Source organism: Dyadobacter sp. (assembly GCF_017744695.1).
Classification (GTDB): domain Bacteria; phylum Bacteroidota; class Bacteroidia; order Cytophagales; family Spirosomataceae; genus Dyadobacter.
In genome coordinates, this window is the sequence record NZ_JAGIAS010000009.1 from 139,365 (window position 1) to 151,914 (window position 12,550).

Genomic DNA, 12,550 nt, shown 5'->3' on the forward strand with positions numbered 1-12,550 from the left:
CAGATGATCAGGAAAATCCTAGTACTCGCTTCCCTTTCTTTACTGGTATGTCTTTCAGGTGCAGCCCAGCAAAGCGATCAACTTGTAAACGAACGGATGCTCCCGGCTATGGAGGAGCTGAAAGACTTTGTGGCGATCCCCAACGATGCGCTGGTGGCCAGCGATATTGAGAAAAATGTGGACTGGGCCCGGAATGCTTTTGCAAAGAGAGGTTTTGAGGTCTCGGTGCTGAAAACGGATAAAATGCCTCTTTTTCTGGCGGAGAAGATCTTCGACGGAAATCGTAAGACTGTGCTCTTTTACTTTCACCTGGATGGGCAGGCAGTGCGGCAGCAGGAATGGTTTCAGGCAAATGCCTACGCGGCTGTGTTGAAGGAAAAGGATCAAAACGGAGCGTTCAATCCAATCGATTGGTCGGTATTGCGGGGCGGCAAGATCAACGACGAATGGCGGCTTTTCGGGCGCTCGACATCGGACGATAAAGGCCCTATTGTAATGTTTTTGCAGGCCATGGATATGCTCGGTTCACAAAAACAACAGCCGCCGTTCAATGTCAAGGTGGTTTTGGATTGTGAGGAAGAAAAAGGTTCGCCCGGGCTTAAAGGCGCTTTGGCAAACTACAAGTCTGAGCTGGCGGCCGACTACCTGATCGTCATGGACGGTCCCATGCATTCGTCGAATCTTCCGACCCTGACTTTCGGCTGCCGGGGCGGTACCGGGTTTTCGCTGACTACCTACGGCGCGATCACCCAGCAGCACAGCGGGCATTTCGGGAATTACTCGCCCGATCCGACATTTAGTCTGTCCAGGATAATTGCCTCGATGAAAGACGAAGACGGCAGGGTCTTGATCAAAGGTTTTTACGACGGGATCAGCTTTGACGATAATGCGGCGAAAGTGATGGCTGCCGTACCCGATGTGACTGCCGACATTAATGACCGGCTGCAAATCGCGGCAGAAGAAAAAGTGGGGAAAAACTATCAGGAATCGATGCAGTACCCGTCGCTGAACATCCGGGGCCTAAAAGCGGCGGTGGTAGGGAAGGAGGGCGGCTCGATCATCCCTGAGCAGGCCATTGCCGAATTTGGCATCAGGCTCGTCCCTGAAACCGACGGAAAAAGAATGACGGGCCTTGTAAAAACGCATCTTGAGGGTTTGGGGTATCAGGTTGTCGACCACGTCCCAACCAAAGCGGAAAGGCTGCGGTATTCCAAACTGGTTTTTATGGATGGCGGTGGCAGTGGCTCGCCCGCTTTTCGGACGGAAATCGACTCGCCGATTGGGAACTGGCTGAAAAAATGTATGAATACAGCTTTTCAGGTCGACCCGGTTATCATACGCATTATGGGCGGCTCAGTACCGGTAGTGCCTTTTATTCAGACCCTTGGCGTGCCTGCGGTGATTGTTCCACTGGTGAATATGGACAACAATCAGCATAGCCCCAACGAAAATCTCCGGCTGGGTAATCTCAGGTCGGGCATTAAAACTTGCTATTCAATTTTAACGACACCTATTGATCAATGACCCGTCACCATCAAAAACGTTCCATCGTTTTTAAGTTAATGTCTGCCAGCACAAGTATCATGCTGGCGGGCATTTTGCATTTAATACCGGCGGCCAACGCTTCCCCCCAGCCATCCGCCGATTCGGTGAAGGTTACCCTCACCGAAGGAACAAACATGGCCATTGCGCTTTCACCCGACAAGCAAACGCTCGCCATAGATCTTCAGGGAACGATATGGGTGCTGCCCGTGACCGGGGGAAATGCGAAAGCGATTACCGACGCGCTTGGCGACTGCCGGCAACCCACATGGTCGCCGGACGGCACCCAGGTGGCATTTCAATCATACCGGGATGGTAATTTTCATATCTGGAAAGTCAATAAGGATGGCAGCGGACTTCGGCAGCTGACCACCGGAATTTACCATGACCGGGAGCCGTATTGGTCGCCGGACGGGGCCAGCATCGCATTCTCCTCTGACCGCAGCGGCAACTACGATATTTGGAAAATTTATTTAAAAAACGACAGTCTGGCGCAACTGACCGATCATCCCGGCAATGACTATTCCCCGGCTTTCAGCGCCGACGGTAAGAGCATCGCCTATATATCCGAGCGCGCGAGCGCTGCGGGCATTTATATCCGTGACGAGCAAGGCGAGCATAGGTTGTTTGTACACAGCAAGGAAAAGTTGGCCTCTCCGGTATGGCAGCCTGATGGTGAGCATATGGTATTCAACAGCCTTGCGGCCGGGAAAAGCCAGCTTGAAATGGTGAAAACGGGCGGTAGCGACTGGCAAACCCTGTCGCCGGAAGCGGAAGATGTATTCCCGTTCAGGACATGCTGGCTTTCCTCGACCGAATACCTATATACGGCCGATGGGCAGATCAAGCTCGGAAAGGTAGGGAGAGACGATGCGAAAGGGATTGCTTTTACGGCCGTGGTGACGCTTCAGAGAGACAGGTATGCGCCAAAAAAGCGCGACTTTGATGCTGCGCTTTCCAGGCCGGTGCAAGGTATTCGCGGGCCGGTGGTCTCCAACAGTGGAAAGTTTGTGGCGTTTGCCGCACTGGGAGATATATGGGTTTTGGAAACCGGAAAACCCAAGCCGGTGCAGATCACCCACGATGTATTCATCGATATTGATCCGGTCTGGTCTGCCGACGACCAGTGGCTTGCCTTTACCAGCGACCGGAATGGTAATATGGATTTGTGGATCAGGGAAATAAGCACCGGGAAGGAAGTGTGCCTGCTCGACGCGGCAGCTAATCTGAAATTTCCAAGCTGGTCGCCCGACGGTGCCCGGATCGCGTTTTACCAGGCCGACCCGAGCGCTTACAGCCGAAGCAGCCTTTGTGTGATCGAGCTTAAGACCAGAAAAGTAGCGGCGCTGTATGACGGACTTTTTGAAGCATCGCAGCCTAGTTGGTCCAAGGACGGCAAATACCTGGTGGTCTCTTCACTGGACCCGTATTCCAGCCGCTTCCGGGAGGGGCTTAGCAAGTTTCTGGTCATTTCGTCGGACCGGTCCGGGGCGCGTTTTGCTTCGCCCGTACCGGGGCGGTCGCTTGCTACGCGTGGTAAAAATGGCCCGGTGATCTCCCCCGACGGCAGGACGATCGCCTACATCCTGGATAATGTGCTCTGGACCATTCCGGTGGACAGCCGGCTGAATATTGCCGGTCCGCCGGTGCAGCTCACGCGCGAGCTGGCGGAAAACCCAAGCTGGACGGGCGACTCGAAAAGCATTGTTTTCCTGGCTACGGACAAGCTTAAAAAGGTTGTTGTTTCCGATGGACGCATTGAGCCGCTCAGCATGGACTTTACCTGGAGGCCGGAGCAACCCAAAGGCAGGCAGGTGATCCATGCCGGAAGGGTTTTCGATGGCATATCGGACCAATACATCGAAAATGTCGACATCGTCATCGAGGGAAACCGCATCAGGGAAATCGTGCCGCACCAAACGAATCGGAAAGAAAAGGTTATCGACGTCTCTGGTCAAACCGTGATCCCGGGTCTTTTCGAAATGCATACCCATCAGAATGCCCAACTTGGCGAGAAAGGAGGCCGGTTGTGGCTGGCATACGGGATCACTTCCATACGGGAACCCGGGACCGACCCGTACGATGCATTGGAGCGGAAAGAGTCGTGGGCCAGTGGCAAGCGGCTGGGGCCGAGGAGTTTTTTCGCCGGTGGTCATATGGAGGGGAGCAGGGTCTATTATAACCGTAGCACCAGTAACGTGGCAGGGGCCCAGCTGGAACTGGAACTTGGCCGTGCGGTCGCACTAGGTTACGACATGATCAAAACCTACGTGGGATTGCCCGATATTTTACAAAAGCGGGTCACTGAATTTGCCCACGCAAACGGCTTGCCGGTATCGTCGCACGAAATCTACCCGGCGGCCGGCCTGGGCGTCGATGGCGTCGAGCACATCGGAGCGACAAGCCGCAGGGGCTATTCCCCCAAATTGACGGCGTTGAATAGGAGTTATCAGGACGTGGTGGCCCTGACGACACAGTCGGGCATTTACATGACGCCTACTATTTCCCTTCACGGGGGAATGAATGCATTGATATCCGGAGACAGCTTATTTTTCGACCATTGGCAGTTTCAGGCATTTTATTCCGAAAAGCAAAAACAGGAGCTCAGGTCCGCTGCCGCAAGGGCCAGGGGATCAAACAAAACATATCCAAACATCGAAAAAACGATGGTACGCCTGATGCGGTCGGGAGCCAGACTTACGCCGGGGACCGACTCACCGATCATACCGTCGGGACTGAGCTATCATGCCGAGCTCCAGAGTTGGGTGGCGGCCGGTCTTTCACCTTTTGAAACCTTGCGTGCTGCCACCCAATGGTCTGCCCAACAGGCAGGAGTTGGCGACGACCTGGGCACGCTCCAACCCGGCAAGCTTGCCGACATGGTGATCGTCGACGGCGACCCGTTAAGGCAGATCAAGGATCTACTGAATGTTAAGGCGGTTATCCAAAACGGGAAATACCTGGACATCAAAGCTATTACAGAAGTAAAATGAAATATTGTATTGTTAAATATTTGGCGCGCAATTTATTATATTTAACAATATGGATTTTGCGGAATAATATTTTGAAAATACTTCTATTTCAACGATAAAAAATATGAATAAATCAACATTTTCCGATGATCAGCTCATTGAGCTGATCGCGGCGGACGATACAGAGGCATTCAAAATATTGTTTGACAAATATTATTCGACCCTGGCCCGGATCCTGATGCGCTATTCGGATGACTCAGAGCTGATCAAGGATTGGATCCAGGATATTTTTGTTATGCTTTGGGAAACCAGGGCGCAGCTTCAAGGTCACCAGATTGCTAACTTTAAGGCCTATTTCATCGTAATGGCGCGTAATCATGTGATGCGCGTGCTCGCCAGGAAGAAAAAAGCAGTGCTGGTGTTCTCCCCGGAAATGGAAGTGTGCGATGTCCCGGACAACACCCTTTGTGAAAGCCTGGATGCGGCCGAACTCAGGCTCATGCATGACGCTGCGCTGGCCAAGCTTCCTGCAAAGACGCAGCAAGCCTACCTTCTTAACCGGCATAAAGGGCTCACTTACGGTAAAATAGCGGACACAATGGGGATTTCTATCAAAACCGTCGAAGCCCATATTTCGCGGACGATTGCATTCCTGCGGCAGGAACTTGTCGTTTATTTACGCTAGATAAACCGGGTTGTTGCTGGCCTACTTTCCCTACATAGGCGTGTATCCAACGGATTTCTGATAAAATCAATTTCTCTTTCCGGCAATGAGAATGCCTTTATCTTGATATACGTAGGTATATTATACGTGCCCGTATGGCGTGTTATGAGATTGGTATTTTGTTATATCTTATTAAAATTCAATATTTTATTATAAACTTTTCAAGAAAATGAAATGAGGTCTTGTACGTACGTAATGATATCGTAAATTTGAATAAAATTACTTACGTAACCAAATCAACGACCATCATGAAAAGACTTTTCCTCAATGCAGGTTTGTTGCTGATGCTTTGCCAGGGCATCGCGCTGGCCGATGGCGGTCCGGATGCCCGGGATCGGAAGGCTGCCCGCAAAGTGCGCGTGCTGCGTGAGATTCCCGGCTACCTGGCGCCAAAGGATTCGGTGACAGCGGCCGAAAAAGCAGAGGACGATTTCAAGCCGTCTATCCACGTGGGGGCGATCGTGCATATGTTCGCTTCCGCCGAGCAATCGGGTTTCGGCGGTAATGTGACCGACAAGGCAAGTGACTGGAACAAAGGTTTTTCGCTTTACCGGGCGCGGGTGCTGGTGGGCGGGCAGCTTTCCAGGAAGGGGAGCTTTTTTATGGAAACGGAGCTTCCGTCGCCCATCGGAATCCAGCTCGGCGACAGTACCAAGAATGTGAAAGTGGCGCCGATCCTGCTCGATTGTCAGTATGAATACGCTTTCTCAAATGCATTTCAACTCATTGCCGGTATGCAGCTGGTTTCCAGCAACCGCAATGGCCTGCAAGGTGCGGCGGGATTGATGGCCAACGATTTTACCTATTTTCAATACCCCTATAACCTTTTCGCCAACAGCCCCTTGCAAGGCAACTTCGGCCGCGACCTGGGCGTGAATGCGAGGGGGTTTCTTTTAAAAGACAAGTTGGAATACCGGCTGGGTCTGTTCACGGGCAGGAACCTCGATGGTCAGGCGCCGTTACGTATAGTGGGCCGCGTTGCTTATAATTTCCTTGACCCCGAGAAAGATTATTACTATGCCGGTACCAAGCTCGGTGCAGGTAACACCATCGCCTGGGGCGCGGGTTTCGATACGCAGGGTTCTTATTATAATGTAGGTACAGACCTTTTCATCGATAAAAAGGCCGGAGATGCTGGCTCTGTAACCCTGAATGCCGCATTTCAATACATGACGGGCGGTACCAATGTCAATTCGAAATACACTTTTGCCCGGCAGATTCCCAGGCAAACCGTACAGTTCCTCGAACTGGGCTATTATTTCAAAAAAACACGTATCCAGCCTTGGGTGCGTTACGAAAACCAGAACATCTCCGCAACCAAAGAACAGGCAGGTTCGGAGCTGATCGACAATTTCGACAAAGCCAAATCGAGCAGCGTTTACGGCGGCGGATTGAATTACTTCTTTAATGGAAGCGCCACCAATCTTCGTCTTTCCTATGTGGCGCGCAAGCATAATGTGGCCGACGCGGGTGGTGCGTACAGCTCGAAGACCTACGGCCAGGTTTGGTTGCAAGTACAGTTTTTCCTATTTTGACCCGTTTCGACGTGTTTAGAAGGGCTTCTTTTGATCTTAATTTTCACTCATATCACTATTAAAATTGACCGATGAAAACATTCAAAATGTCTTGCCAGGTAGTATGGATGGTTGTGCTGGTGCTTGCACTGGCGGCTTGCGGCGGTTCGGGTTCAGGGGGTAGTCAGGAAAGCAAAAAGGAAACTGTGAAGGTGGGTATCCTGCATTCGTTGAGCGGAACGATGGCGATTTCGGAAGTTTCCTTGAAAGACGTCGTGCAAATGGCTATCGATGAAATCAATGCAAAAGGCGGCGTGCTCGGCAAGCAGATCGAGCCGGTAATCGTGGACCCGGCGTCCGACTGGGACCTTTTTGCGGAAAAATCGAAAGAATTGTTGCTCGATAAAAAGGTATCCGCGGTTTTCGGCTGCTGGACGTCCGTTTCACGCAAATCGGTACTGCCTGTTTTCGAGGAAAACAATGGCCTGCTTTTCTATCCGGTGCAGTACGAAGGCGAAGAATGCTCTACCAGCGTGATTTACACGGGTGCTACCCCGAACCAGCAGCTGATCCCGGCGGCCGAATACATGATGAGCGAAGAGGGGGGAGGGTACAAGAAGTTTTATTTGCTGGGTACCGACTATGTTTTCCCCAGAACAGCCAACAAAATCCTGAAAGCGTTTTTGCTTTCGAAAGGTGTCCCCAAGGAGAATATCGTGGAAGAATACACGCCTTTTCACCACCAGGACTACCAGACAATCGTCTCCAAAGTGAAACAATTCGCGGCGGGCGGCAAGGCGTGCGTACTTTCGACCATCAACGGCGACTCGAATGTGCCTTTCTACAAAGAGTTCGCCAACCAGGGGCTTTCGGCAGCGACCTGCCCGATCATGGCATTCTCGGTAGCGGAAGACGAGCTGCGCGCAACGGATACCGAATTCCTGGTAGGGCACCTGGCGGCATGGAATTATTTCCAATCCAAGGAGTCGCCTGAAAACAAGAAGTTTGTCGAAGATTTCCGTGCATTCTGCAAGAAAAATAACCTCCCCGGCGGCGACAAAAGGGTGACCGACGACCCGATCTGCTGGGCTTACACCGGCGTGTACCTCTGGGCGAAGGCAGCCGAAAAAGCGGGTTCGTTTGAGGTATCCAAAGTACGTCCCGCATTGTACGGCCTGGAATTCGCTTCGCCGGATGGCCTGGTTAAAATGGATATGAAAAACCACCACCTGGCCAAGCCGGTAATGATCGGAGAGATCAAGCCCGATGGCCAATTCGATATCATCTGGCAATCAACCGGCCTGGTGAATCCCGAGCCCTGGTCCAAGCTGACTTCCCCCGACAAAGACTGCGATCACGTGGGTCACGGCGGAACGTATACAGTAGCAAGTAAGTAGGCATTTGTCCACAGCGGCCATCGCGGCCGCATTTAACATCCATGGTTATGAACTGCATTCAAAAGGTGTGGCTGGTGATCCTTTTGGCCATCGGAATCGGCGGCGGAGCGTTCGCACAGCAGGCAGACAGCATTTCCATTAAGGTGGCGGCTGTGCTGAGCCCGCCGAACGACACGGCCCGCAGCCAGGCGCTGCAGTACCTGGCTGCGCAGAAAGACCCGTCGACTTTCCCGCTGCTCGCGGCGATCAATGACAAGAAGCTTTATATGCTGGACGGCAAAGCCGTTACCACGGGCGAGGCGGAAAATTTCGGTGGAAAAGAGGTTTTTACGGTCTTTTACCTCTATCCGCAAAACAAGGAGGCGGCGGTTAAGCTGCCGGCCGATCAACTGCAGAAAGTAGAGATCAGCAGATCCGAAAGACTTATACTCAACGTTGTTTTGCCCTATCTGAATTTGACCAGCCATGATCCCCAAAAGCGGATCATGGCGTACGGTCAGCTCGTAAGCGCGCAGGACACGGGGAAAATCGCGATCCTTGCAAAAGCATTGCGGCAGGAAGCCGACGCCGGTGCGCTTACCGCGGGAAAGGAGGTGCTTTTTCAAATGAAACTGCATGAGGCACTTTCTGAACCCGAGGCAAAGGCTTACATCGACAGCCTGGATGGAAATTGGGGTGAAAACGTAGGGCTGATCCTCAAAAATTATGCGGAAAATGGGAATGTCGTATCGGCGCGTGCGTATGCCGCGGAGAAGGTAAAGGCGCTCGAAAGCCTTCAAGGGCGTATCGAGAAGGCGCAAAACCTGTTCAGCGGCATTAGTCTCGGCAGTATCCTGATCCTGATCGCACTCGGCCTGGCGATTGTCTACGGGCTGGCCGGGATCATCAATATGGCGCACGGCGAATTTCTGATGATCGGGGCCTACACGACGTATTGCATGCAATCGCTTTTCATCGATACCCTCGGCGTGAAATCCGACCTGTATTTCTGGGTCTCGATCCCAGTCTCGTTTATCGTGGCGGGCATATTCGGGTTGGTGCTCGAAAGATTGGTGATCAGGCATTTGTACGCCCGGCCGCTGGAAAGCCTACTGGCTACCTGGGGCGTCAGCCTGATCATGGTGCAAGCTGCCCGGAGCATTTTCGGGGACCTTACGGCGGTAAAAGCGCCTGCATTCCTGGCGGGCGGCTGGCAACTGATGCCGCATTTGGTATTGCCGTATAATCGGTTGTTTATCATTGGATTAACGGTAATTGTTGTCTCGCTCACCTACCTGATGCTCTACCGCAGCCGTCTGGGCATCCGCATTCGTGCGGTCACGCAGAACCGCACCATGAGCGCGTGCCTGGGTGTGGAGACGCGCCGCGTGGACGCGATCACATTCTTCCTGGGCTCGGGACTGGCGGGCCTTGCTGGCTGCGCGATGACGCTGATTGGCAACGTGGTGCCGGATATGGGCCAAACCTACATTGTCGATTCGTTCCTGGTGGTGGTAACGGGTGGTGTCGGCAAGATTGCCGGGGCTATCGTGTCGGGTCTGGGGATCGGTTTTCTGACCAAGGTACTCGAATCGTTCTACGAGGCTGTTTATGGAAAAGTGCTCATTCTGGCGCTTATCGTGGTCTTCCTGCAATTCAAACCCCGCGGGCTATTCCCCGACAAGGGTCGTATCGCCGAGGATTGACCTGTCAATTTTTGAAGGGAAACCAATATTATCTCACATCGATTATGGGAAATAAAAAGGATTTCGGGTTGTATGCATGCGGTATCGCATTGTTCCTGATCATTTTGCCGCTGGGTAATGTGCTGGGTTTCGTATCGGGCAACACCATCTCGCTTTGGGGGCGGTACTTCTGCTTTGCCATTGTGGCGCTGGGCGTGGACCTCATCTGGGGCTATACCGGCATTCTTTCCATGTGCCAGGCCTTTTTCTTCTGCCTGGGCGGATACAGCGTGGCGATGCATATTGTGCTCAAAGGCGCGACCGCCTCGGGTACCAATGGCATTCCGATGCCCGACTTTATGGCCTGGAACCAGGTGGAAGCACTGCCGTTTTTCTGGGTGCCTTTTCAGTCGTTTGGGCTTTCCCTCGCATTGGGGCTGCTCATTCCCGCGGCATTCGCCTTGGTTTTCGGGTATTTTATTTTCCGAAGCCGCATCCGCGGGGTGTATATGGCCATCATTACCCAGGCGCTGGCACTGGCGATGTGGCTCATTTTCCTGCGCAACGAAACCATGTTGGGCGGTACCAACGGTCTGACGGATTTTAAAACGCTGCTGGGGCTGAGCCTCTCCACACCGGGCATGAAACTGGGGTTGTATCTGGTGTCACTGATTACGCTGGGCGTCGCTTTCTGGTTCAGCAGGAAACTTGTCGATTCCAAGTTCGGCAAAGTACTGCAAGCCATCCGCGACAGCGAATCCAGGACGAGTTACACGGCCTACCGCGTCATGCATTACAAACTAGCCATATTCATCCTCGCAGCATTACTCGCTGCCGTTGCCGGAATGCTCTACGCGCCGCAAACGGGTATTATCACGCCGGGGAGAATGGATGTGAGAGCGTCCGTCGAAATGGTGATGTGGGTGGCAATTGGCGGCAGGGGTAAATTGAAAGGCGCCATTCTGGGCTCGCTGATCGTGAATTTTCTGTACAGCATTTGTACCAGCCTTTTTCCCGATTCCTGGCTGTTCATACTCGGTTTCCTGTTTGTTACCACGGTATTGTATTTTGATAAAGGACTGCTCGGGATGCTGGAAACAGTGGCGGCAAAGCTTGGAAGTAAACGTAAGCCCAGCCCTCAGCCCGCAGGTCACGAAGTAATGCAGTCGTAAGCCGGCTGGTCTGTTAGTTGTTATTCCAAAACCAAAACTGCCATTATCATGCTATTGACAGTGAAGAACTTATCCGTCTCTTTCGGGGGCGTGCATGCATTGAACCTGAGCGGGTTCAATTTGCTGAACCGCGAACTGCGGGTGATCATCGGTCCGAATGGCGCTGGCAAATCGACATTCCTGGACATTCTTTGCGGCAAAACCAAGGCCGACGCCGGTCAGGTCCATTTCGATGGACATTCGGTACTGGGTAAAAGCGAGGTGCGTATCGCCGACATGGGCATCGGCAGGAAGTTTCAAAAGCCCTCTGTATTTCCCAGCCTGACGGTGTATGACAATATGCTGCTCGCTTTCAAAATGAACAAAGGTATTTTCGCTTCGCTGTTTTTCAAGCCTAATCAGGAAATCGACGATCGCATCCATGAAGTGGCATTGAAAGTAGGTTTGCAGAAATGCCTGGGAAAAGTTGCGGGGGAGCTTTCGCACGGCCAGAAGCAGTGGCTGGAAATTGCCATTGTCGTATTGCAAGACCCGAAACTGATGCTGATCGACGAGCCGGCGGCCGGGATGTCGGATGAAGAAACAGAGAAGACCGGAGAGCTGCTGCTCCAATTGGCCCGGCAGCATGCTATTATCGTGATCGAGCACGATATGAAATTCGTAGAGCAGATCGCGCAGGACCTGGTGACCGTGCTCGTGCGCGGGAAGTTGCTGATGGAGGGCACCTTCGAGGAGGTACGTAACGACCAGCGGGTGATCGACAGCTACCTGGGCAGGGCCAATGTTCAACTTGAAAATTTCTGAAAAATGAACGCACCGATCCTGAAAGTCAGCTCGCTGACATCCGCCTACGCGCAAAGTACGATTCTCTGGGGCACGTCGCTGGAAGTTAAAAAAGGGACCGTAACTACCGTAATGGGGCGCAATGGAGTGGGGAAGACCACTTTGCTCAAAACCATCATGGGTATTGTGCAGCCGAAAGACGGAATTATAGAATACAATGGCGAAGCGGTAACGAAGTTGCCTGCATTCAAAAAGTCGAGAATGGGCATTGCCTACGTGCCGCAGGGAAGAGAGATTATTCCGAAACTGACTGTCTACGAAAACCTCAAACTGGGCCTGGAAGCGGTACCCGACCGGAAAGCGAAGATTCCCGAAGACGAGATTTACACTTTGTTTCCGATTCTGAAAGATTTCCGCAACCGCCTGGGCGGCAACCTCAGCGGCGGCCAGCAGCAGCAGCTGGCCATCGCCCGCGCGCTCACGGGAAGGCCGTCATTACTGCTGCTCGACGAACCCACCGAAGGGATTCAACCTTCCATTTCGCAGGAGATCGGGCAAATTTTGAAGACTCTGGCGCGGGAGAGGGGTATTTCGGTTTTGCTCGTCGAACAAAAGATCGATTTTGCCAGTCCGGTCACCGACTACTACTATTTCATGAGCCGCGGGGCGGTGGTTTCCCAGGGAAGCGCGGAAGAAATGAGCCTGGAAGAGCTGCAAAACCACATTTCACTTTAAGTTTTACTGGTTTACATAACGCGTATACTCATGTACCTACGTATCTT

9 protein-coding genes are annotated in these 12,550 nt (G+C 52.6%); all 9 read left to right on the forward strand.

The features are described 5' to 3' along the window. Nucleotides 1-3: 3 nt before the first annotated feature. The 9 genes from J7619_RS27320 (at nucleotide 4) to urtE (ending at nucleotide 12,503) form a co-directional block, all read left to right on the forward strand. Nucleotides 4-1,524 carry a M20/M25/M40 family metallo-hydrolase gene (locus J7619_RS27320; protein WP_291206658.1) on the forward strand — a complete coding sequence of 507 codons (1,521 nt, stop codon included), beginning with the start codon at nucleotides 4-6 and terminating at the stop codon, nucleotides 1,522-1,524. Nucleotides 1,525-1,562: 38 nt separating this feature from the next. Next, nucleotides 1,563-4,535, forward strand: a complete 2,973-nt coding sequence (locus J7619_RS27325) for a DPP IV N-terminal domain-containing protein (protein ID WP_291206661.1) — start codon at nucleotides 1,563-1,565, stop codon at nucleotides 4,533-4,535. Between the two features lie 103 nt (nucleotides 4,536-4,638). Beyond that, a complete protein-coding gene (locus tag J7619_RS27330; protein ID WP_291206664.1) occupies nucleotides 4,639-5,199 on the forward strand; it encodes a sigma-70 family RNA polymerase sigma factor in 561 nt (186 codons plus the stop codon). Nucleotides 5,200-5,486: 287 nt separating this feature from the next. Then, a complete protein-coding gene (locus J7619_RS27335) occupies nucleotides 5,487-6,773 on the forward strand; it encodes a hypothetical protein (protein ID WP_291206667.1) in 1,287 nt (428 codons plus the stop codon). A 71-nt stretch (nucleotides 6,774-6,844) separates the two neighbouring features. After that, nucleotides 6,845-8,149, forward strand: coding sequence for an urea ABC transporter substrate-binding protein (urtA, locus tag J7619_RS27340; RefSeq protein WP_291206670.1), 1,305 nt, complete (start codon nucleotides 6,845-6,847; stop codon nucleotides 8,147-8,149). 47 nt (nucleotides 8,150-8,196) lie between these two features. Further along, the gene (urtB, locus tag J7619_RS27345; protein ID WP_291206673.1) at nucleotides 8,197-9,834 is read left to right on the forward strand and encodes an urea ABC transporter permease subunit UrtB; all 1,638 of its coding nucleotides are present in this window, start codon (nucleotides 8,197-8,199) and stop codon (nucleotides 9,832-9,834) included. Nucleotides 9,835-9,878: 44 nt separating this feature from the next. Beyond that, the gene (gene urtC / locus J7619_RS27350; RefSeq protein ID WP_291206676.1) at nucleotides 9,879-10,985 is read left to right on the forward strand and encodes an urea ABC transporter permease subunit UrtC; all 1,107 of its coding nucleotides are present in this window, start codon (nucleotides 9,879-9,881) and stop codon (nucleotides 10,983-10,985) included. Nucleotides 10,986-11,033: 48 nt separating this feature from the next. After that, nucleotides 11,034-11,789: an urea ABC transporter ATP-binding protein UrtD gene (gene urtD / locus J7619_RS27355; RefSeq protein ID WP_291206679.1), complete on the forward strand. Its 756-nt coding sequence runs from the start codon at nucleotides 11,034-11,036 to the stop codon at nucleotides 11,787-11,789. 3 nt (nucleotides 11,790-11,792) lie between these two features. Further along, a complete protein-coding gene (gene urtE, locus J7619_RS27360; RefSeq protein WP_291206682.1) occupies nucleotides 11,793-12,503 on the forward strand; it encodes an urea ABC transporter ATP-binding subunit UrtE in 711 nt (236 codons plus the stop codon). Nucleotides 12,504-12,550: the final 47 nt, after the last annotated feature.